Here is a 22,049-nt window from a genome sequence, read left to right as displayed (position 1 = left end):
GGCCTCTTGAACCGGGTAAGGCTTTAGATTTAGCCCATGAGCTTTTTCAATTCAGCTATGGTTTCGGTTGGGTTTTTGGCTTTAAAAACAAAGCTTCCGGCCACCAGTACATCAGCACCACAATCTATGAGTTTGTTTGCATTTTGATCGGTCACGCCGCCGTCAATCTCAATTAGGGTAGGGGCATTATGCGTGATGATGATTTCTTTAAGGGCCCGTATTTTTTTGTAGGTATTCTCTATAAAGCTTTGACCTCCAAAACCGGGATTGACGCTCATTATAATGACAATGTCAATATCATGTATAATGTCTTTGAGTAAGTCTACCGGAGTGTGTGGGTTAAGGGCAACACCTGCCTTCATACCTGCAGCTTTTATCGCCTGAAGGGTTCTGTGTAAATGCGTGCACGCCTCGTAATGTACGGTAAGGTGAGTAGCTCCCAGATCTGCAAAGGCCTGTATATAACGATCAGGATCTACAATCATCAGGTGAACATCCATGACCTTGGTGGCGTGACGGGTGATGGCCTGTACTACCGGCATCCCAAATGAGATATTCGGTACAAAAACACCATCCATAATATCTACATGAAACCAGTCTGCATCGCTGGCATTAACCATTTTAATATCACGTTCAAGGTTTGCAAAATCTGCGGCTAGAAGGGAGGGAGCAAGGTATGTAGGTTTCATGTAATATTTTTTTGCTAGAGAAGAGGTTAATACATTTTGGTCAAAATATTCTCTAAAATAGAAAGGGTCGAATTGATTTTTGGATTTTCTAAAAGTTTCAGATTTAAAAGATAATTATTTAGTTTGTCTCTGACGAGTTTGTTTTTTGGAACAAGAAAGCCGGATTCATAATCGCTAAAAATTCGGTTTTCAGATTCATCCTCCAATATTTTGGTAACATTCTTATGTCTGGGATCTCTCTTTATTTTATTGAATAATGTGAGAACTTCATTTTTATTTCCTTCCAGAAGCTGTAGAAAATTCCCATCCCGGTAAACTAAAAATCCTGAAATATCGAGCTCTTTATTCCAATCTGCTACATGGTCTAAAATATCCTGAATAGCATCCTGCTTAGTCAGGTTAGAAGAATCGCTGAGGTAAATTAAATAATAAAACATAAGATAAAAGTATGAAATAAAAAATCCCCGGTAATCAGCCGGGGATTCATTCATCAATCAAAAAACGAACAGTTATGATGAACTGTTGTTGCTTTAAATATTTTCTTGGAGATGCTGGCAATTTAGTAAAAAACCTGCTTATCTCCTTACTTTTAACGAATTCTTGTAAAAAACGCCTATCCCAGGTAGGTTTTTAGGATTTTACTTCGTGAGGTATGCTTCAAACGACGTATAGCTTTTTCTTTAATCTGACGCACACGCTCGCGGGTAAGCTCAAAAGTCTCTCCTATTTCTTCAAGAGTCATAGGTTGTTGATTGCCTAAACCAAAATAAAGGCGCACTACATCAGCTTCACGAGGAGTTAAGGTTTCCAGGGCACGTTCAATTTCGGTACGCAGTGACTCTGTTATGAGTTCGCGATCAGGATTTGGAGATTCGCCCGAACGTAAAACGTCATACAGGTTAGAATCTTCCCCATCGATAAGCGGCGCATCCATACTCACGTGTCTGCCGGCATTTTTCAAAGACTCCTTAACATCGTTGATGGTCATGTCCAATTCTTTTGCAATCTCTTCCGGACTTGGAGGTCTTTGATTGGCCTGCTCTAAAAACGCATAGGTTTTATTGATTTTGTTGATCGAACCAATTTTATTGAGCGGAAGCCTAACAATACGGGATTGCTCTGCTAAAGCCTGAAGTATAGATTGTCTAATCCACCAAACTGCATAGGAAATAAATTTGAAACCTCGGGTCTCATCAAAACGTCTGGCAGCTTTAATCAAGCCCAGGTTTCCTTCGTTGATAAGATCGGGAAGTGTTAAACCCTGATTTTGGTATTGTTTAGCAACCGAAACCACAAATCGCAAGTTAGCTTTGGTCAGTTTTTCTAATGCACGTTGATCACCGGCCTTGATGCGCTGAGCGAGTTCTACCTCGTCTTCGGCTGTAATAAGATCTACTTTCCCTATTTCCTGAAGGTACTTGTCTAAAGAAGCGGTTTCCCTGTTGGTAACCTGTTTAGTAATCTTGAGTTGTCTCATTGACGTTTACGTATTAATTGAGCATTATACCTATTATACGTAACAAGTAGAGAAAAGGTTACAACGGAATGTGATTTTTTTTAGAAAAATTTAACAGACCCTGATGTGATTTGTATTGATATTTTGTTATGATTCTGAAAATCAGCGGCTTGTTGATTTATTTCTTTTTGGTTTTGAGCTCTATAAGTTTCATGTTTACCTCGGTTAGCGCCTTGGTGTATAAATCTTCAAAAGTCCTTAAATGCATTTTAGCTTCTTCTAAGGTAGCCTCACTCTTTATAAGACTTTCTATTTGCTGCAAATGATACCCGTGTCTGGTCATTCCCAGATTCATAAAGCTCGACTTCATTTTATGAGCGACCGTACTGGCTTGCAGGTAGTATTCCTGTTCTGCACATTTACGCAAACTCTTTAAGTCATCGGGGGTTTCTTTAATAAAAACCTCTAAAAGTGCAATCACAAATTCCCTGTCGTTATCAAAAATCTCCAGCAAATTTGCGATGTCTACAGACTTCGATTTTTCTGATAATTCCGAATCTGGAGAAGGAGCGACCGTGACAGACTCCAGGTCAATATCCTTATTTTCATCAACCAGCCAGAATAGAACCTCTTTTAAGGCCTCTTCCTTGAGGGGTTTTGTAAGATAAAAATCAATACCGGCGTTAATGGCTTTCTTGCGCGACTCGGGAAATACGTCTGCCGAGCAGGCTACTATAGGTACTTTTTTAATCGCGTCCTTGTTGGATTGTCTGATGTGTGAAATGGCCTCCAAACCGTTCATCACCGGCATGTGCATATCCATAAGAATAAGATCATATTCTTTTTTTCCGCTTTGATGTATGCTTACGGCTTCCTGACCATTCTCTGCGATGTCAACTTCAACACCCAGACCCTGTAAAAGTTGAGTGATGTAAAACTGATTCATCCTGTTATCTTCTGCAACCAAGACTTTGAGACCCTCAACAGATTTATTTTTCGCACTATTTTGTTGAGGACTGTTTTTAAGTGTTTTTAATTTACTTGTCTTAAAGCTAACGCTGAAATAAAATTCTGAACCCTTACCCAGTTTACTCTTCGCGTGGAGTTCACCTTTTTTAAGATTGATTAGTTCTTTGGTAATTGCCAGGCCAAGTCCCGTACCATTTATTTTGGCATTTTCCGGACTTTCAACCTGATAAAAACTATCGAAAATCGTTTGCATTTTTTCTTCCGGGATGCCTATCCCGGTGTCTGTAACCTTAAAATTAAGCCGAAGTTCCTCGTCGTTTTTACTTTCAAGTTTAACTTCCAAAGTAATCGAGCCCTTGTTTGTAAATTTTATAGCGTTACCAATGAGGTTGGTAAGAATCTGGTTAAGCCTAAATTGATCGCCCACAACCACATCGGGCACTTCCTCATCAATATGAGCCGATAGTGTTAGCCCCTTTTCGCGAGCTTTGATTTCAAAACCATTTGCCAGATTGTAAACAACCTCGCGCAGGTTAAAGTCTATAGATTGAAGGGATAATTTACCGGCTTCAATCTTCGAAAAGTCGAGAATATCATTAACAATAGAAAGCAGGTTTTTAGCCGAAAATGCAATACCGTCAATATTTTTCTTCAGTACCCCGGGATCTTCAGTGCCGTTTTTTGAAATTATTTCAGAAAGTCCCAGAATCACGTTAAGCGGCGTGCGTATCTCGTGGCTCATATTGGAGAGAAAGGTAGATTTGGCTTCTGCCGCTTTCTCTGCACTTATACGGGCTTTGAGTGTGTCCTGGCGTTTTGAAATGTTGCGCAGTAACAGCGTAAAGGTTTCTAAAGGACTGGTATAGTTATTACTGGCAGAAACCTCGTAAGTCTCTTTCTTACCATTTTTACTAATCAAATCAATCTCTATACGACGGCCTATTACACTTTTTTTGGTGTTCTCGTAGAGCTGTTTTATGTCGTCCTTTATCGTTTGAGCAACATATTCCGGGAAAAGTTCAAACAGATCTCGCTTAAGAATTTCCGGTTTTGAAAGCTCAAATATTTTGGCACCGCGTGTATTACAATTCAAAATAGTACCATACTCATCAAAAAGAAGGTATCCATCCAGGAGATTTTCAAGCACTTCGTCCTGACTTATCAAGGGTTGTTTGGTTTGCTCCTGAGGTATCACATCTGATCGCTCCTCACTCATCGTGGGGAAAATAATCTGAGAAGTATTGGTCTCTTTTAATAAAGACGAAAAAAGTTCAGGCATGATATCTGTAAGGCAGCTTACGGCATCAACACGCTCAAAATAATTGTTGAATTCATTTTGTGTTTCGGCAAAAACCGAATCTACAAAGTCCTGTCCAAAAGTAGCACCAAACTCCTGATGTATGGCCGCCGCGTCTTCTTTGGTACGCCTAAAGCAATTAATTTGCTCTACAAGACTCATAGCCGATTGATCCTGATGCAATTTGATGCTTAGTTGTTCAATACGGCGCTTTGTGGCATCGCGATCGGGGTCTTCGTCCCTGAATTTTTTTAGAATGGTAAGAATGTAGAGCTGGACTATACTTATTTCCTGTGCCTTCCCTTTTCTAAAAAGAGGAACGAAGGCATCAGATTCTCCAATCTCCGGAAATTTAAATCGGATTTCTGCGCGAAGCTTTTCTTCTGTACTGATGTATCTGGAATCGTAAATAAGCAGATAGCGCTCTAGTTCCAGATAAAACTGAAGCTTGCATAAATTCTTCAGGTAACTTTCTTCCGGAAGCTGAAAATTCTCAATTTTAGATCTAATAATTATCAGTCTGGCGCTTTCAGAACCCAATGACATAAGATAGCCCAGAAAATCGGTTTGCAAGCTTTCCTCAGAAAACTCCTGGTTTATACTTTTAACCCTATGGCTAAATAGTCTATCTATAAATGTACTCATTGAAGTCTGGGGAAAATCTATATCGGTAAAAATAATCAATTTTAACGATGATACAAGTTTTGAACTGTAAGAAAAAACTGTAAAACCTTATTTTTTAATGTATTACGTAAGATAATGTGGTGTATATAACGCAAAAAGAGCCTGACAGCATCAGACTCTTTCATTTTATCTCAGGATTTTATCCTGAATAATATATTAGATATATTTAAAAATTATACCCGTACGTGGCCATTACCATATACATAATACTTATTTGTCACCAGTTGCTTTAAACCAAGCGGACCTCTGTGGTGCAACTTGTCTGTACTAATAGCCAGTTCGGCACCTACGCCCATTTGCCCACCATCCGTAAATCGCGTTGAGGCGTTGTGGTACACCGCTGCCGTGTCTATATTTTCCATAAATATCTGGGCTACACTGGCATTTTCTGTTAAAATGGCGCTCGAATGACCACCACTATAGGTGTTGATTTTGGTTATGGCTTCATCCATACTTTCTACAGCACCCAATACAATTTTCATTGCCAAAAATTCTTCATACCAGGTATCTTCGTTAGGGATCACACTGGTTGTGCTGAGTACTTCTTTAGATTTAGGATCTGCCAAAACTTCAACACCTTTGCTTTCGAGAATATCTTTCAATTCTTTAATACGTGACTCGTAATTTGGTAAGTTTTTATCTACTAAAACTTTATCCAAAGCATTACAACCGGAAATTTTATCGGTTTTTGCATTTATGATCACTTCCACTGTTTTTTTCCAGTCAGCTTCGGGATGTACATATAGGAAATTATTTCCTCTACCACTTACAAGAACCGCGCATTGAGCGTGTTGTTTCACAAAGGCAATCAATCTTTCTCCACCGCGTGGTACGATAAGGTCGAGGGGCTGATCGGGATTTCTCAGGAATTCCTGAGTTTCTTCCCTGTTGAGTTGTAACATGGTAATCCAATCTTCGCTCAGATTATTTTCGCGAAGCGCCTGTTTCCAGCAATCTACAAGAACTATATTACTATTATAGGCCTCTTTCCCGCCTTTAAGTAAAATCTTGTTATTTGCTTTAAATGCCAGTACGGCGGCTTCTATGGTTACATCAGGTCTGGATTCATAAATTATCAATATGGTTCCGAAAGGAGCCGTTTTGTTGATAATATTCAACCCGCTATCTAAAGTTACATTAGATATTTCCTGACTTACCGGATCATCCTGATTACGTACCTCCTGTATCGCCTGAATCATTCCAGCGATTTTCTTGTCGTTTACCACCAGACGATCATAAAGCGCCTGATCATCACGATTAAAGGCTTCAAGATCTTTCTTATTGGCTTCTAGTATTTCGTCTCGTCGCTGATCTATAATGCTGATCATCGAGTCGAGTACTTTATTTTTTATATCTGTATTTAGTAATTGCATATTTTTATTTTTTAAGATTAGTTTCAGCCAAAGATTTTATCTGGTCTCTGAGAATTTTGTACCAATCTCTTTTCCTTCAAGCAAATCGATAATGACATTAGGTCGTTTACCATTTGCTATATAACAGGTGATATTTTTCCGGGCGGTCTCTTTGGCAATCTTCAATTTAGATTTCATACCGCCGCGGCCTTCACCTTCAGCTTTTCTATTTTCCTGAACGTATTTTTCAACATTTTGCTCAGGATGTACTCTGCTTATTTTTTCAGAATTATCGTCATCAGGGTGTCCTGTGTACAAACCATCTGTGTCTGTAAGAAGTATCAGCGCGTCTGCGTCAATTAATTCGGCCACCAGGCTGGCTAGTTCATCATTGTCTGTAAACATAGACATCGTTAATGATACGGCATCATCTTCATTTGCGATGGGTACAATACCTTCTTCTAACAAACCTTCATAGCAATTGATCATATTTTCCCGGTGTTTTCCCGGAGCAAAATCTCTTTTGGTTGCTAAAAGCTGTGCGCAATGCATACCAAAACTGTTGAATAAAGTATAGTAATGGCGCATCATACGCGGTTGTCCTACCGAAGAAAATATCTGTCTTCGAGTTGAAGGATCATCAGAACTGCATTCTCCCAATACCTCTTTACCTGCAATCGCAGAACCTGAAGATACCAGTACGGGCTGATATCCCTTTTCATACAATTCTGCAATTTGTCTTACGAGTTCGTGAAGTACAGGGCCAACGATTCTGTTGTTCCTGTTCGTCATTACGTTAGTTCCTACTTTTATAACTACGCGTTTTCTTGTTTCCATTTTATTTTTCTTTACCGAGTTCGGTTGCACGGTTAAATGCTGCATAGGCAGCTTCTTTAATTAATTCTTTTACGTTATTATCTTCCATTGAATCTAAAGCAGCACGTGTTGTACCTCCTTTAGATGCAACCCGATCCATCCAGGTTTCCGGTGAAAGGTCAGAATCATTAAATAATGCAACTGCCCCTTCAAAAGTTTGCGATACCAATACTTTAGAATCGTTGCTTGAAAAGCCCATTTTTAAAGCAGCTTCAAGCATGGATTGCATGAAGTAAAAGATGTATGCGGGTCCACTTCCCGAAATTCCGGTTGATGCATCAATAAAATTTTCGGTTTCCACATGTATTGAAGCACCTGTGGTGTCCAGAAGACTGCGTACGGTAAGTAATTCAATACGACTTACTTCTTCAGATTCGGTAAAAGAAGTCACACCTTTTCCTACTTTCGCAGGTAAATTTGGCATTGTACGTATTACTTTCTTAATGTCTAAACCATCCTGAATGGTTTTTATAGTTACCCCGGCCATCAATGAAACAAAAACCTGCTCCTGATTAACATAGGGTTTTATAGATTCAAAAAGCGACTCTTTATGATAAGGCTTAACAGCCAAAAATATAACGTCTGCCTTTGGAACACAATCTTCTACACTATCATAGGCATCAAACTGCGCCATGGTTGATAAGGCTTCTGTTTTTTGTGGGGAGACATCAAAAATCATGAGCTTACGTTTTCCTAAAAATGGCGATGAAGCCATACCTTCAGCGTACGTGAGTCCCATGTTGCCTGCACCCAATACTAATACTTTCATTAGATAAGTTTTAATTAATTAGTTCGCTCTGTATAGTGCAAGGATCATGCGAGACTCAAAAATTTGGGCAAGGAACTTTTTTTCACAGTCTGAATATGCTGTTAGGTCTTGTATAGCGTTGCTTGAGGTAGTTTTGCTAATGATATGTTAAAAATAGAGTAGAAAATCAACATTGCGATTTTGACAGTTTCCGTATGCAAAACTGTAGTTATGTCAGTTATTGACCTGATTTGGCTTACCAACATCTACTATTTAGAATGAAGTTTTATTATTTTAAAATATAAATGCGTGATTTTCAGAAATGTATAGTCATAAAAAAGGAGCCAATCGGCTCCTTTAACTATGAAATTGTGCAAAAGATTAATCTCTTCTACGGTCTTTATTTCGGTTGTTATCCCGGCTGCCACGATTATCACGAGATCCGCGATCTTTATTCTCGGGGCGGGGAGCACGCTCTTTATAACCTTCCGGTTTTTCGAGCAGGGCTTTACGCGATACTTTTTCCTTTTTAGTTCTGGAGTCGAGACCGAAGTATTTCACTTCAAATACGTCACCCATGTTTACCACGTCACTTACGTTTTCAGTACGTTCCCAGGCTAATTCAGATACGTGTAACAATACTTCGTTACCCGGAGCATCCAAATATTCTACCACAGCACCAAAATCAAGCATCTTGATAACTTTTACTTTGTAGCTGTTGCCTACTACAGGTTTAAAAGTGATCGAGTCGATCTTAGCAAGAACCGCATTGATACCTTCCTGACCGGTACCCAGAATTTCCACGATACCTTCTTCGGTTACCGGATCTTCGTTGATAACGATGGTGGTTTTGGTTTCTTTTTGCAATTCCTGAATTACTTTACCTCCAGGTCCTATAAGCGCACCAATATATTCATTGGCAATGCGGGTAGTAACCATTTTAGGAGCGTATTCTTTTACGTCTTCGCGAGGCTCTGCAATGGTATCAGTAAGTTTTTCAAGGATATGTAAACGACCTTCACGAGCCTGTTTTAAGGCTTTTACCAGAATTTCGTAAGAAAGACCTTTTACTTTAATATCCATCTGGCAAGCGGTAATACCATCTACCGTACCGGTTACTTTAAAGTCCATATCTCCCAGGTGGTCTTCATCACCTAAAATGTCTGAAAGTACTGCGTATTTACCGCTGTCTCCATCAGAAATAAGACCCATAGCAATACCGGAAACCGGTTTTTTAAGCTGAACACCGGCATCCATAAGTGCCATAGTACCGGCACAAACGGTTGCCATAGAAGATGAACCGTTAGATTCCAGTACTTCTGAAACTACACGTACAGTATACGGGCAATCTGCAGGAATCATACCTTTAAGAGCACGCTGTGCCAGGTTACCGTGACCTACCTCACGACGTGAAGTTCCGCGAATTGGGCGGGCTTCACCGGTTGAGAAAGGAGGGAAGTTGTAATGCAGATAGAATTTTTCTTCTCCTTCAAAAGAAGGCATATCAATCTGGTTGGCCTCTCTTGAGGTACCTAAAGTTACCGTCGCAAGAGCCTGAGTTTCCCCACGGGTAAAGATTGACGAACCGTGTACTGAAGGTAAATAATCTACCTCGCACCAAATAGGACGTATCTCTGTAGTTTTACGACCGTCTAAACGAAGTCCGTCGTTAAGGGTAAGGTCTCTAACTGCGGCTTTTTCGGCCTTATAGAAGTATTTAGAAACAAGTGAACCGAAATCTTCAAGCTCTTCTTCAGAGAAGGTTGCGATTACTTCTTCTTTAATTTGTTGGAATGCAGCACTGCGTTCGTGTTTTGCAGAACCGGCTTTAGCAACTTCATATACTTTGTCGTATACCAAATCACGCACCTTTTTCTCAAGATCTGCATCTTCGCGCTCAGGCTCGTACTCACGTGTTGCTTTTTTACCAAATGCTTCCGCAAGACGTACCTGTGCAGCACACTGAACTTTGATAGCTTCGTGAGCGGCTTTGATAGCCTCGGTCATTTCTTCTTCAGAAATTTCGTTCATTTCGCCTTCAACCATCATTACAGAATCAGCTGAAGCGCCAATTACCATATCGATATCAGATTCTTCCAATTGCTTGCGTGAAGGGTTGATGATAAATTCACCGTTAATATGACCTACGCGCACCTCAGAAATAGGGCACTCAAAAGGAAAATCAGAGAGTTGAATGGCTGCAGACGCGGCAAGACCTGCCATAGCATCTGGCATAACCTCCTCGTCGTGAGACATCAGCTGAATCATTACCTGAGTTTCTGCGTGATAATCTTTAGGGAAAAGTGGACGCAACACACGGTCAACAAGACGCATGGTTAGTACCTCGCCATCGCTGGGACGTGCTTCTCTTTTAAAGAAACCGCCGGGATAACGACCCGCTGCAGCAAATTTTTCGCGGTAATCTACAGTTAAAGGTAGAAAATCTACATCGCTTTGTTGGTAATTAGACACTACGGTACATAATAGCATGCATTTACCAGATTGCACAACTACAGAACCGTGGGCCTGTTTTGCAAGTTTTCCGGTTTCGATAGTAATTTCTCTACCGTCACCAAGGTCAATGACCTCTTTAAAAGTCTTTGGAATCATAAATTTGATTTTTCATCTGCACCTCCAGGAGATGCGGTTAAACATAAGCCGTTAACCATCAAGGTTAAAGGCAAGGTCTGTTGTGTTGTGTGTAGTGTTTGACCAATGAAAAACCCAAGGATAGCTTTCTTTGCCCTTACGGGACTTCTTTACCGCCTGAGCGGCTTTTTAACGCTGTCCTGTTGTTGTGTGTGACGGGACAGGAAAAAATAAAAGGGGCTGTAAAACAGCCCCTTTATGAGAATTATTTTCTTAAACCTAATTCTTTAATAATAGCACGATATCTGTTGATATCTTTCTTAGTTAAATAGTCTAGTAATGCTCTACGCTTACCTACTAATTTCACCAAAGAACGCTCAGTATTAAAATCTTTACGGTTATTCTTTAAGTGTTCGGTTAAGTGGTTGATGCGGAATGTGAACAACGCAATCTGTCCCTCAGCAGAACCGGTATCGTTCTTGTCTTTACCGTAGGTGCTGAAAATTTCATCTTTTTTGTCTTGTGTAAGATACATGCCAATATTGTTTAAATAGTTTTTATGTATAACAGGTTTTTCCTGTTGAGCCGGCGAAGATACAATTAATTTTGATAAGTAAAGGGGTTTTTTACTGCAAAAAAACTGAAGCTGTCAGGGCTTTATTAATTTCTAACAGGCTGATTTAAAATTAAATCAAGATACAGGTTAACCTTTGCTTTCAGCTCTTTACGATGCGCAATGAAATCAAGGAAGCCGTGTTCTTTTAAAAATTCTGCGGTCTGAAAATCTTCAGGGAGTTCCTGTCCGGTTGTATCGCGAACCACACGTGGTCCTGCAAAACCTATTAAGGCTCCCGGTTCTGAAATATTAATGTCTCCCAGCATCGCAAAAGAAGCGGTTGTACCACCGGTGGTAGGGTCTGTACATAACGAGATGTACGGTATTTTAGCTTCCGCCAGTTGAGCCAGTTTAGCAGAGGTCTTGGCCAGCTGCATTAACGAAAGTGCAGCTTCCATCATACGGGCACCACCAGATTTTGAAATAATGAGTAAAGGCACATTGTTTTTAAGGGAATAATCTGCCGCACGGGCAATTTTTTCGCCCACAACAGAACCCATAGAACCTCCAATAAATTTAAAATCCATTGCAGCCACGACCAGGTCTTTGCCCATACTTTTACCTACAGCCGTGCGTACCGCATCTTTAAGACCGGTTTTGCTTTCGGCCTCTTTGAGACGATCTACATATTTTTTTGTGTCCTCAAAATTTAAGGGATCTTTTGATGTAAGGTTTTTATCAAGTTCTTTGTACTTGCCTTCGTCAAAAAGAATGGAAAAATACTCTTCACTGCCTATGCGTACGTGATAATCATCCTCGGGACTCACATAAAAGTTCTTTGCAAGTTCTTCTGAGTCGATAATTTTCCCGGTGGGAGATTTGTACCAAAGACCTTTAGGGACGTCTTTTTTATTTTCGGTAGCCGTTTGTATACCTTTTTCTTTCCGTTTAAACCAAGCCATAAATGTGTGCTTTTAAATTTGTAAGCCTTGAGTTTACCTGCTTTTAAGGCAGATTGTAAGGGTGAAAAACCCCGAAATTTAAAACTCCGGGGTTTTTTAAGTTTTTCGCAAAGCGAAAATTATAAAGTATTTACGTTGTTAAGATCTTCAAAGGCTTTTTCAAGACGTGCGATGAATGATTCTTCCCCTTTGCGTAACCAGACGCGAGGATCGTAATATTTTTTATTAGGACTATCTTCTCCGGAAGGGTTACCTATTTGCCCCTGCAAATAATCTGCATTGGCATCAAAGTATTTACGAATACCTTCGGTAAATGCCCATTGCAAATCGGTATCGATATTCATTTTGATTACACCGTATCCAATAGCTTCACGAATTTCTTCAACAGTAGAACCGCTTCCGCCGTGGAATACAAAGTCAATGGTGTTTTTAGCCACTCCGTATTTTTCAGAAATATATTCCTGAGAATTCTTAAGGATTTTTGGCGTAAGCTTAACGTTACCGGGCTTATAAACCCCGTGTACGTTACCAAAAGCTGCAGCGATGGTAAACTGGTCGCTCACTTTGCTCAGCTCTTCATAAGCATAAGCTACTTCTTCTGGCTGCGTATATAATTTTGAAGCATCAACATCTGAATTGTCAACACCGTCTTCTTCACCACCGGTAATACCGAGTTCGATTTCAAGAGTCATTTCCATCTTGCTCATGCGCTCCAGATATTTTTTACAAAGCTCGATGTTTTCTTCGATAGGTTCTTCACTCAGGTCAATCATATGTGAACTGAAGAGGGAGTGGCCATGTTCTTTATAATGCTTTTCTGAAGCATCAAGCAAACCATCAATCCAGGGAAGCAGATTTTTAGCACAGTGATCGGTGTGTAAAATTACCGTTGCTCCATAGCGTTTTGCCATTTCGTGTACGTGTAATGCACCGGCTATACCTCCTGCAATGGCAGCCTGCTGGTCTTTATTTGAATAACCTTTACCGGCATTAAACTGCGCACCTCCGTTAGAAAACTGAAGAATAACAGGAGCATTTAATTTTGCTGCAGTCTCTAATACGCCGTTGATGGTGTTAGAGCCGATTACGTTAACCGCGGGTAATGCATAACCGTTTTCTTTAGCGTGTTTAAAAATTGCCTGAACTTCTTTTCCGGTTGCAACTCCCGGTTTGATCGTATGACTCATAAAATTTTGGTTTCTTAGATTAGTGTGCAAAATTAATAAAATATTAGGGGTTATCCCATTCTATTTTAGAAAGGATAATTTATACCTACGTTAAATACGGCATTATTGAGGTTGGTGTTTTTAAACCAGCGTTCGCCCAAAGGTAGCGCAGGATCGTAAGTCTTAAAGCCTATATCGAAACGAATTACGAAAAAGCTAAAGTCATATCTAAAGCCAAAACCTGTACCGACTGCTATATCCTGAAGACTGGAGAGCCCTGTAAACGTGGCCTGCGGGTCGTCAACATTATCTAAAGCATTCCAGATGTTTCCCACATCGGTAAATACCGCCCCTTTTAAATCGTCAAATATCTTAAAGCGCTGCTCCACATTAAAGGCCAGCTTCATGTTTGCCTCATTAAAATCGTTAGGGCTGTCTGTGCTACCCGGTCCCAGACGGTATGCCTGCCAGGCGCGGTTATCGTTAGACCCGCCACCAAAAAAACTGCGAATAAACGGGATGCTGCTTGAGTTTCCGTACGGGATAGCGATACCGCCATAGGCTCTCACTGCGAGAATGTTGTCGTTGCCAAAATCCCAGTGTTTAATAAAGTCCAGTTCGGTTTTAACGTATTGCGAGAAGCGTACTCCTAAAACCCGGGATGAACCATTCTCGTTTTTAGGTAAACCTATTAAATCGCTTAGTCCGCTAAGCGTATTACCGGCCAATTCCAGTTTTGCCCTGAAACTCGAGAACTCATCGTCAAAAAGTGTTTCTCGCGTATTTTTAAAATACGTAAAGGATGTCGCTAAGATGAGGTTGTCTTCTGTAAGACGTCTTCTGCGCTCTTCAATATTTACGACATCATTAAACTCGGAGTTAGTCACCGTAAGATTGCGGTTTCTCACGTCGTTGATGAATGCGAGGCTGCCATCGGGAATGGTTAGATCACCATTTTCATTGATGTAATCCTGAGTTTGGGCAGGGTAATTCAGGGCGATATCGTTCAGCTCATTATAGGAGTTCTCATAAACCCTGAAATAGTTAGACACGTTGAGATTGCGTATGTACTGTATGTCAAAAAGGTCAAAGCGGTAATTGAGTTTTGCTGAAGGTGACCATTTATAATTGATGCCACCGGTGACGTTTTGCTTGTCAAGACCTATGTTTTGCTGTATGCCAATACCCGTTGTAAAACTGGTAGAGGGTGACATCTCGGGCGTAATGAAAGCTGTGCGAATGGGGAAAAAGATTCGTGGAATCGTAAGGCTCACGTCTGCGCCTATTTCGGTGATGTCAAAAAGCTCAGGGCTGTTGCTTCCTGCCGCCGTACGCGAGTCGCCTATACTCGCACGACCCGAAATCTGCAGGGTTTCCATTCCGCCTAAAACATTACGAATGCGTAATGATCCCCCGCCTGCTATACCAAAACGCTGAATGTTTGAAGTCGAAACATCAAAATCGGCCCTAAGATTGAACTTGGGAAGCGGGGTTAGGTACACATTGGCAATGAGATCGGTACCTTCAGGATCGTTGGGATCTTCAGAGTAGCGCAGATCGGGATACCGGAAGGTTCCCAGCTGGCTCAAACGTATTAATGATTTGTTACGCGACTCATCACTATAGGTATCTCCCGGCTCAATAAATATCGCATCGGTAAGATACCTTGGCTTGTAGCGTATTTTATCGTAGGCGTAAAGATGGTAATCGTTAAGTGAAGTACTGTCCTGAATGGTGTTGTTGCGTAATGAAAAGCCATAATCTGTCACCACATTCACCCGGCTGATGCGATGTACTTTTAACGGAACCTGATATACCGAGTCCCGGCTGCGAATTTCCCGGTTTTTGATGTACAGCTCCAGGTTTACTTTGTGATTGGTGTTTACCGAGTCTCCAATAAAACTGATGTATTCCCGGTCAAAATAAAACAGGCCATTGTTACGCATCAGGTCTGTAAGACGGGCTGTTTCTGCATTAATATCGAGGAGCTCGTACTGGGAGCCTATTTTTATTTGAGATTCTCTCCTGTGCTTTTGGTAGATCGAGTCTGCCGCCGGAGAATTGATAAAGGTTTTAAGCGAATCTACAAAATAAGGTCTACCGGTATTTACGGTGTAAACGATCTGTCCTTTTTTTGCGATGCTGTCGCTATTGATTTTATAAATGGTTTCGGCCTGAAACCAGCCTTTACTGTTATAATATTCGGTTAGCCGGTTTGCAGATCTTTTGGCCAGATTTTCAGAAATTATGGCGGGTTCTTCGCCAAAGTTTTTAATCGCCCTGTTGAAATTAACTCTAAAATCGAGGTATTTATCGAGCTGTTTTCGCGATAGCAAAGCGGTGTAAAACTCCCTTCGGTTTTCATTTTCAATAAAGCGGGCCTGCATGATCGAATCGATATTGGGTCGTGCCCAGTTGTAAATGTGCAAACGTATGGGCGAACCCAGCAAAGGCAGGCGGGTATTGGGCTGCTGGTAGGGTATGTTGTTGATCGAGTAGGAGTCCTCGGGCTCGTCGTTTACAATGATTTCATTTTCGGTAAGCAGGAGTTTCCCGTCGGGAACCCGTTTAACGGCGTTGCAACCTGCTAAAAGAAGCAGAAGAATGAATATAAATCCTATTTTTGCGGGAATTTGTTGCAAGGGCGTTTTTTCAAAATAACTCCAAAAATACACATTAGGCGTGGTTAGCAAAAGCCAAATAAAATTAATAACGAGCCTGGCTCAAAAAAAGTACCGGCAGCAGCATGGTCTTTTTGTTGTTGAGGGTTTAAAGGGGATCGAAGAGTTTTTAGACTCAAGCGCGAGCCTGCATAGTTTGTATGCCTTACCCGGTTATTTTGAGACTGAAAAATCCCGTTTTGAAGTCAGCGATCGGGAACTTAAGAAAATCAGTTTTTTGAAAACGCCTCAAAAAGCTCTGGCGGTATTTCACATACCCGAAGCAGGTGAGGAGCTTAATCAGGGACTTGCTCTTGTTCTTGACGAGGTGCGCGATCCGGGAAATCTGGGTACCATAATCAGATATTGCGACTGGTACGGGATTCAAAACGTGATTTGCTCAAAACAGACGGTAGACTGCTACAATCCCAAGGTGGTGCAGGCGACAATGGGTTCTTTAACCCGGGTTACGATTCATTATAAGGATCTCGAGAACTACCTCAAATCTGCAAAACGCCCGGTTTACGGTGCTTTTATGGAAGGTGCCCCGGTTTACGGGCAGCCTTTACCTGAGGATGCAATTTTGGTTTTGGGAAATGAAGCCAATGGCATTTCTAAAGAAGTTGAAGCTCTGGTTCAGCATAAAATAGCAATCCCGCGCTTTGGTATCCATGAAACCGAAAGTCTTAACGTAGCCGTCGCAGGGGCTATTTTAGTAAGTGAATTTAAGCGTGGCTTAACGGCTACTTAATCGCACAAATACGCAGACGCTTGTAATCTGCATAAAAATGGCCTTCTTTAAAAAGCACAGGACGCAGCTGTTCCTGAACCTGTTGCTTTATTTTTAATGCTTCTTCCTGTGGGATGTCGTTAAAATACTTTCCGCCAAACATATCAAGCCAGTCTACAATTCCGTTTTCGGGATCCTGAAGTTTTGTGGGTCTGTCGTAAAGGTGTGCAAAGGTGACTTTAAAGCCGCGCTGCTCCAAAAAATGACAGTATGTACCCAGCTTGGGGAAATACCAGTTGGTGATTCGGGATTGTTTGGTATAACCGTGTTCTTTAAGCGTTGTACTCAGCGCTGTGATAATGCTGCTGATGTTGCCGTTGCCGCCCATTTCCAGCAGCAGTCTTCCGTCTGGCTTGAGGTTGCTGTACATACACGAGATTACAGCTTCAGGATTCAAAATCCAGTGCAGGGTTGCATTGCTGAAAATCGCGTCGTAAGGCTGTGAGTCGATAAAACTTTCGCCTTTGGCTTTAATAAATTTTATGTTGGGGAATTTGGCCTTTGCCGCCTCAATCATTTTTTCTGAAGCATCAAGCCCCACCAGTTCGGCGCCACTTTCTGCAATTGCCGCGGTGAGTTCGCCCGTACCACAACCCAAATCGAGAATGCGCTCTCCAGCCTGTGGATTGAGCGTGCTCAGGAGGTCTTTGCCGTAATTAAAAACAAAGCCGTGTTTTTCTCTATATAAATCGGTCTGCCACATTATTGAAAGGTAAAGTTTAAAAAGATGCCCCGCGATTGCATGACTTCAATGTTTGAAGTGTACAGGCTGTTAGGATCTTCGTCGCGTACCAGCTCGTCGCTGAGTGCAAAAACCCCGCGGATACTGGGTGAAAATTTAAAATAGGGCAGGTATAAATCGATACCAAAGCCTACTTCATAGTAAAATGTATTGTTAGTCATACGAAATTGCCCCGCGCTGTTATCATCCGGGTTTTTTTCGTTGCTCGAAAGGTTGTAAGAGTAGCTGAATCCTCCCACTACAAAGGGCTTGAAATTATTTAGCCTTTTGGTCGAAAACTTTAAAAGTAAGGGGATGTGAATGTAGGTGGAATTGAGTTCCCGCAAGCGGTCATTGTCTTCTCCCGGAATATCTGTAAAAATCAGATTTCGGGCGTTATAGACGAGTCCGGGTTCTAGTCGTAAGTCCAGATAATCATTGATGCGCTTATTGCCCAGCAAACCCACATTGAAGCCATAGCTTTGCTCCACAAAAACATCGGGCCGCTGTTCCTTATAGTCAAAGTTAAAGTCGTAGCGGTTAATCCCGAAATAATAACCCCAGCTCCACGGTTTTTTGTCAAAATTCTCATCGTTGAGCACCCGCTCACGTGTAAGAAACTGCGCCTGAAGCGCGGGAAAAAGCGTAATTGTAAATAAAACCGAAAGTACTAACCTGCGCATAAATTTATTTTGATGCTGTGTAAATGGTAGCCACCCCAAAGGTTTGCGGGTGATCTTCAACATTAGTAAACCCAATTTTGCGCAAAATATTGTTAAGTCGCTCTCCGTAAGGGAAAACCGATGCACTCTCGCTCAAATAGGCGTATGCATCACGATCTTTAGAAAAGACACGGCCAATTAAGGGTAGAATTCTTCGGGAATACAGGTTATAGCCTTGCTTAAAAGGCGTTTTTGTAGGCACCGAAGTTTCCAGAATGACAAAAATCCCTCCGGGTTTGAGCACGCGTAAAATTTCGGCAAGACCTTTTTCGAGGGTTTCAAAATTCCGAATACCAAATGCGACCGTGATCGCATCAAAATGATGGTCTTCAAACGGAAGGTTTTCAGAATCGCCCTGCACCATTTCGATCTGTGCATCGAGGCCTTTTTGTTTGATTTTGGCTTTGCCCACATTAAGCATCCCGGCAGAAATATCAAGACCAATGATTTCTTTTGCTCCGGTTTTGACCAGATTTATGGCCAGATCTCCGGTGCCTGTGGCTACATCCAGAACACGCTGGGGTTTTGTATCACCCACGAGTTTAACTACTTTCTTGCGCCATTTAACATCAATGCCAAAAGAAATAACCCGATTCAGCCCATCATACTCGCCCGAAATGGTGTCAAACATCTTCTCAACCTGTTGGCGCTTGGTCTGGTCAGAATTTTTGTAAGGATTTATATTGCCGCTCATCGCTAATTTTTTAGCAAATATAGTATTTGTCACCAGATGCTCCCGTTGACATTTCGATTTAAAGCGTTTAGAATTTTTGCAGACTTCTTAAATTTTCTAGGGATACTTATGAAAAATGTATCTTTGCCTCAACTTACCTGCTAGCGGGTTGAAAAATAAGAGGCTAGTCTCAATTAAAATCCGTTTTCATGAGTCTTAATCATTACTTATGGCTCGGTATTTTTTTAGATTTTAAACAGTACTATGAAGATTGTTATTGCCGGAGCCGGTGAAGTAGGATTTCATTTGGCTAAACTTCTTTCTTTTGAATCTCAGGATATCACATTGATCGATGTAGATAAAGAAAGTATTGCCTATGCAGATACGCATCTTGATATCAGGACCATACGTGGCGATTCTACGTCTATTCAGACCTTGAAGGATGCCCGAATTGAAAATACCGATCTCATTATTGCGGTCACTGCCAGTGAAACCACAAACATTACCGTTTGTGTTTTGGCAAAACAAATGGGGGCCAAGCGCACCATTGCGCGTATCTCAAATACCGAGTTTATAGAGAATCAGGAAGTTGCCGGATTTAAGAAATTTGGTATTGATGAACTCATCTCGCCCGAAAGTCTTGCTGCGGCAGAAATTGAATTGCTGCTGAGTCAGTCTGCCTTTAACGACAGTTATGAGTTTGAAGAAGGAGCTTTAACAATGGTTGGGACTTCCCTGAGTCGTACTGCCTCATTTGTAGGTAAAAGCGTTAAGGAAGCGGCCCGTATTTTTCCCGAACTGCATTTTATGCCTATCGCCATTCAGCGTGAAGGTACACAGTACACCCTGATTCCACGGGGAGACACCATTTTTAAAGAAGGTGATCAGGTGTATTTTATGACGGTAAAAGGAGGGGTTGAAGAAATTTACAAACTTACCGGGCAGGTACACGAGGATATTAAAAATGTGATGATTTTAGGCGGAAGTAAAATAGGATTCAAGACCGCCCGCGATCTGTGTTCAGACAGTTTTAACGTTAAACTGGTCGAGAAGGATAATGATAAGGCTTTTGATATTGCCGAAAAATTACCCAAGGCCCTCGTCATTAACGGTGACGGAAGAAATGTAGAGTTGCTCGAAGAAGAGAATATCTACGATATGGATGCCTTTATCGCAGTAACCGGTAACAGCGAGACCAATATTATGTCTTGTCTGGTGGCCAAATCAAAAGGGGTTAAAAAAACCATTGCCCTGGTTGAGAATATGGATTATTTTCAGCTTTCACACAGCATCGGTATTGATACCCTGATCAATAAAAAATTACTCGCGGCCAATAATATTTTCAGATACATCAGAAAAGGTGATGTCGTCGCGATGACCAAACTCAATAATATGAATGCCGAGTTGCTCGAGTTTATTGCCAAGCCCAATTCTAAGGTGATAGGCAAACGCATCAAAGACCTCGACTTCCCTAGATCTGCTACCATTGGAGGAATCGTACGTGACGGAGTGGGAATTATTGCTTTGGGCGAAAATAAAATACAGGTAGGTGACCGCATTGTGGTATGCTGCCTGCTGCGCTCTATCAACAAAGTCGAACGTATGTTTATCTAATGCCAAACAGAGTCAGACTCAATTACCGTATAATTTTTCACCTGATGGGCCTGTTGCTGCTTTTTAATGGCGGCTTTATGCTCATATCGGCGATTGTAGGCTATTTCTACGATGATGTTTCGGTAGCTCTGGGCATTATTTCTGCCGGACTTATAACCATTTTTGTAGGTCTGGTGTTTATGTTTTTTACCCGGGACCACAAAAAAGAGATTCAGAAGCGGGAGGGCTATATAGTCGTAACATTTGGCTGGATTTTTATGTCCCTGAGTGGCTGTCTTCCCTACTTGTTTACCGGTGCTATTCCGTCTATCACTAATGCGTTTTTTGAAACTATAAGCGGATATACCACCACGGGGGCTTCCATCTTAAATGATATTGAAGCCATCCCAAACGGAATTCTGTTTTGGCGCAGCACCACCCACTGGATTGGCGGGATGGGTATTATTGTTCTGGCAATAGCTATTTTACCTTTACTGGGTATAGGCGGGATGCAGCTCTTTGCTGCCGAAGCACCGGGTCCTAACGCCGATAAATTACACCCGCGTATCACCGATACGGCAAAGCGCCTTTGGCTTATTTATTTTGGCTATACCGTGGCTGAGACCATACTGCTTAAACTGGCCGGGATGTCGTTTCTAGATGCCATAAACCACGCGATGAGTACGCTGTCAACAGGTGGTTTTAGTACCAAAAATGCGAGCGTTGCCTATTGGAATGATAACCCGCTGATACAATGGATTATTATTGTCTTTATGTTTTTGGCAGGTACAAACTTCGTGTTGAGTTATTTTGCCTTTAAAGGAAAGCTGCGCAGCGTTTGGAAAGATGAAGAGTTCAAACTTTACTTTTCGTTTATTCTAGGATTCACGGTTCTTATAGTCGCGATCATTATTTTTCGGGCCGATGTTTCGGTCTCCTCTATAGATCATCCTATGGTTTTGGGAAGGTATGAGAGCGCTTTGAGGCACGGCCTGTTCCAGGTGATTTCGGTAATTACCACAACAGGTTTTGTAACTGCCGATTTTACGATGTGGGCGCCATTTGCCACCATAATTTTCTTTGGATTGATGTTTTTAGGAGGCTCGGCGGGTTCTACTTCGGGTGGAATAAAAGTGGTACGCCATTTAATGATCATTCGTAACGGTTTACTGGAGTTTAAACGCACGCTTCACCCCAATGCCATTTTACCGGTACGTCACAATGGTAAGGCGGTGCCTAAAGAAATCGTCTTCAACATTCTGGGCTTTTTTATTCTCTATCTTTTAGCGTGGATAATAGGAGCCTGTGGTCTGGCTTCTATGGGGCTTGATTTCCCAACAGCTTTAGGAGGTTCCGCCTCGTCTTTAGGTAACGTGGGACCTGCATTCGGGATCTTAAGTCCCGTGAACAATTTTGATGCGCTTCCGGCGGTAGGGAAGTGGTGGTGTGCCTTTTTAATGCTTATTGGCCGTCTTGAACTCTTCACTGTTTTGATACTGTTAACGCCGTTCTTTTGGCGTAATCGCTAGTATCGGTTAACTTTACA

Annotated in this window: 18 protein-coding genes; 3 read left to right on the top strand and 15 right to left on the bottom strand. The window is 41.5% G+C overall.

The window, feature by feature from the left end; genetic code table 11:
- Nucleotides 1-29: 29 nt before the first annotated feature.
- The 12 genes from rpe to tamL form a co-directional block, all read right to left on the bottom strand.
- Nucleotides 30-689, bottom strand: coding sequence for a ribulose-phosphate 3-epimerase (gene rpe, locus LLW17_RS08580; RefSeq protein WP_228229843.1), 660 nt, complete (start codon nucleotides 687-689; stop codon nucleotides 30-32).
- Nucleotides 690-715: 26 nt separating this feature from the next.
- A complete protein-coding gene (locus tag LLW17_RS08575) occupies nucleotides 716-1,126 on the bottom strand; it encodes a BLUF domain-containing protein (protein ID WP_228229842.1) in 411 nt (136 codons plus the stop codon).
- A gap of 176 nt (nucleotides 1,127-1,302) precedes the next feature.
- On the bottom strand, nucleotides 1,303-2,166 hold the full coding sequence (locus tag LLW17_RS08570; RefSeq protein ID WP_099646131.1) for a sigma-70 family RNA polymerase sigma factor: 864 nt from the start codon (nucleotides 2,164-2,166) through the stop codon (nucleotides 1,303-1,305).
- A gap of 157 nt (nucleotides 2,167-2,323) precedes the next feature.
- A complete protein-coding gene (locus tag LLW17_RS08565) occupies nucleotides 2,324-5,056 on the bottom strand; it encodes a hybrid sensor histidine kinase/response regulator (RefSeq protein ID WP_228229841.1) in 2,733 nt (910 codons plus the stop codon).
- 212 nt (nucleotides 5,057-5,268) lie between these two features.
- Nucleotides 5,269-6,468 (bottom strand): glutamate-5-semialdehyde dehydrogenase, encoded by a 1,200-nt coding sequence (locus LLW17_RS08560; protein WP_228229840.1) that lies wholly within the window; start codon nucleotides 6,466-6,468, stop codon nucleotides 5,269-5,271.
- Between the two features lie 36 nt (nucleotides 6,469-6,504).
- Nucleotides 6,505-7,284 (bottom strand): glutamate 5-kinase, encoded by a 780-nt coding sequence (gene proB, locus LLW17_RS08555; protein WP_228229839.1) that lies wholly within the window; start codon nucleotides 7,282-7,284, stop codon nucleotides 6,505-6,507.
- 1 nt (nucleotide 7,285) lies between these two features.
- Entirely contained in the window at nucleotides 7,286-8,092 is an 807-nt protein-coding gene (proC, locus tag LLW17_RS08550) for a pyrroline-5-carboxylate reductase (RefSeq protein ID WP_228229838.1), read from the bottom strand.
- Nucleotides 8,093-8,452: 360 nt separating this feature from the next.
- A complete protein-coding gene (locus LLW17_RS08545) occupies nucleotides 8,453-10,681 on the bottom strand; it encodes a polyribonucleotide nucleotidyltransferase (protein WP_228229837.1) in 2,229 nt (742 codons plus the stop codon).
- 244 nt (nucleotides 10,682-10,925) lie between these two features.
- Nucleotides 10,926-11,195, bottom strand: coding sequence for a 30S ribosomal protein S15 (rpsO, locus tag LLW17_RS08540; protein WP_228229836.1), 270 nt, complete (start codon nucleotides 11,193-11,195; stop codon nucleotides 10,926-10,928).
- A gap of 125 nt (nucleotides 11,196-11,320) precedes the next feature.
- Nucleotides 11,321-12,178, bottom strand: a complete 858-nt coding sequence (gene accD / locus LLW17_RS08535) for an acetyl-CoA carboxylase, carboxyltransferase subunit beta (RefSeq protein WP_228229835.1) — start codon at nucleotides 12,176-12,178, stop codon at nucleotides 11,321-11,323.
- Between the two features lie 119 nt (nucleotides 12,179-12,297).
- A complete protein-coding gene (gene fbaA / locus LLW17_RS08530; protein WP_228229834.1) occupies nucleotides 12,298-13,365 on the bottom strand; it encodes a class II fructose-bisphosphate aldolase in 1,068 nt (355 codons plus the stop codon).
- A 65-nt stretch (nucleotides 13,366-13,430) separates the two neighbouring features.
- Nucleotides 13,431-15,986 carry a translocation and assembly module lipoprotein TamL gene (tamL, locus tag LLW17_RS08525; protein WP_228229833.1) on the bottom strand — a complete coding sequence of 852 codons (2,556 nt, stop codon included), beginning with the start codon at nucleotides 15,984-15,986 and terminating at the stop codon, nucleotides 13,431-13,433.
- 40 nt (nucleotides 15,987-16,026) lie between these two features.
- Between tamL and LLW17_RS08520 the strand changes: the two genes are divergently transcribed.
- On the top strand, nucleotides 16,027-16,755 hold the full coding sequence (locus tag LLW17_RS08520; protein WP_228229832.1) for a TrmH family RNA methyltransferase: 729 nt from the start codon (nucleotides 16,027-16,029) through the stop codon (nucleotides 16,753-16,755).
- Here the strand turns inward: LLW17_RS08520 and LLW17_RS08515 are convergent.
- The 3 genes from LLW17_RS08515 to ubiE are packed head-to-tail and all read right to left on the bottom strand — an operon-like array spanning nucleotide 16,748 to nucleotide 18,931.
- Nucleotides 16,748-17,497: a class I SAM-dependent methyltransferase gene (locus LLW17_RS08515; RefSeq protein ID WP_228229831.1), complete on the bottom strand. Its 750-nt coding sequence runs from the start codon at nucleotides 17,495-17,497 to the stop codon at nucleotides 16,748-16,750. The genes LLW17_RS08520 and LLW17_RS08515 overlap by 8 nt on opposite strands.
- Entirely contained in the window at nucleotides 17,497-18,198 is a 702-nt protein-coding gene (gene porT, locus LLW17_RS08510) for a type IX secretion/gliding motility protein PorT/SprT (protein ID WP_228229830.1), read from the bottom strand. The genes LLW17_RS08515 and porT overlap by 1 nt, the downstream gene beginning before the upstream one ends.
- 4 nt (nucleotides 18,199-18,202) lie before the next feature.
- Nucleotides 18,203-18,931 carry a bifunctional demethylmenaquinone methyltransferase/2-methoxy-6-polyprenyl-1,4-benzoquinol methylase UbiE gene (gene ubiE, locus LLW17_RS08505; RefSeq protein WP_228229829.1) on the bottom strand — a complete coding sequence of 243 codons (729 nt, stop codon included), beginning with the start codon at nucleotides 18,929-18,931 and terminating at the stop codon, nucleotides 18,203-18,205.
- A gap of 243 nt (nucleotides 18,932-19,174) precedes the next feature.
- Here ubiE and trkA point away from each other — a divergent pair, with 243 nt between their 5' ends.
- Together trkA and LLW17_RS08495 are read left to right on the top strand one after the other, a co-directional pair.
- Nucleotides 19,175-20,524 (top strand): Trk system potassium transporter TrkA, encoded by a 1,350-nt coding sequence (gene trkA, locus LLW17_RS08500; protein ID WP_228229828.1) that lies wholly within the window; start codon nucleotides 19,175-19,177, stop codon nucleotides 20,522-20,524.
- Nucleotides 20,524-22,032, top strand: a complete 1,509-nt coding sequence (locus LLW17_RS08495) for a TrkH family potassium uptake protein (protein WP_228229827.1) — start codon at nucleotides 20,524-20,526, stop codon at nucleotides 22,030-22,032. The genes trkA and LLW17_RS08495 overlap by 1 nt, the downstream gene beginning before the upstream one ends.
- Nucleotides 22,033-22,049 lie beyond the last annotated feature (17 nt).

This window comes from Leeuwenhoekiella parthenopeia (genome assembly GCF_020782115.1).
GTDB lineage: Bacteria > Bacteroidota > Bacteroidia > Flavobacteriales > Flavobacteriaceae > Leeuwenhoekiella > Leeuwenhoekiella parthenopeia.
Note: the sequence above shows the minus strand (reverse complement) of the source record. Positions and strands in the feature narration are given on the sequence as shown.

Bases quoted from the DNA above. Each gene is read 5' to 3' on its own strand.
- rpe (WP_228229843.1), bottom strand. From the start codon at position 689: ATGAAACCTACATACCTTGCTCCCTCCCTTCTAGCCGCAGATTTTGCA.
- LLW17_RS08575 (WP_228229842.1), bottom strand. From the start codon at position 1,126: ATGTTTTATTATTTAATTTACCTCAGCGATTCTTCTAACCTGACTAAG.
- LLW17_RS08570 (WP_099646131.1), bottom strand. From the start codon at position 2,166: ATGAGACAACTCAAGATTACTAAACAGGTTACCAACAGGGAAACCGCT.
- LLW17_RS08565 (WP_228229841.1), bottom strand. From the start codon at position 5,056: ATGAGTACATTTATAGATAGACTATTTAGCCATAGGGTTAAAAGTATA.
- LLW17_RS08560 (WP_228229840.1), bottom strand. From the start codon at position 6,468: ATGCAATTACTAAATACAGATATAAAAAATAAAGTACTCGACTCGATG.
- proB (WP_228229839.1), bottom strand. From the start codon at position 7,284: ATGGAAACAAGAAAACGCGTAGTTATAAAAGTAGGAACTAACGTAATG.
- proC (WP_228229838.1), bottom strand. From the start codon at position 8,092: ATGAAAGTATTAGTATTGGGTGCAGGCAACATGGGACTCACGTACGCT.
- LLW17_RS08545 (WP_228229837.1), bottom strand. From the start codon at position 10,681: ATGATTCCAAAGACTTTTAAAGAGGTCATTGACCTTGGTGACGGTAGA.
- rpsO (WP_228229836.1), bottom strand. From the start codon at position 11,195: ATGTATCTTACACAAGACAAAAAAGATGAAATTTTCAGCACCTACGGT.
- accD (WP_228229835.1), bottom strand. From the start codon at position 12,178: ATGGCTTGGTTTAAACGGAAAGAAAAAGGTATACAAACGGCTACCGAA.
- fbaA (WP_228229834.1), bottom strand. From the start codon at position 13,365: ATGAGTCATACGATCAAACCGGGAGTTGCAACCGGAAAAGAAGTTCAG.
- LLW17_RS08515 (WP_228229831.1), bottom strand. From the start codon at position 17,497: ATGTGGCAGACCGATTTATATAGAGAAAAACACGGCTTTGTTTTTAAT.
- porT (WP_228229830.1), bottom strand. From the start codon at position 18,198: ATGCGCAGGTTAGTACTTTCGGTTTTATTTACAATTACGCTTTTTCCC.
- ubiE (WP_228229829.1), bottom strand. From the start codon at position 18,931: ATGAGCGGCAATATAAATCCTTACAAAAATTCTGACCAGACCAAGCGC.
- trkA (WP_228229828.1), top strand. From the start codon at position 19,175: ATGAAGATTGTTATTGCCGGAGCCGGTGAAGTAGGATTTCATTTGGCT.
- LLW17_RS08495 (WP_228229827.1), top strand. From the start codon at position 20,524: ATGCCAAACAGAGTCAGACTCAATTACCGTATAATTTTTCACCTGATG.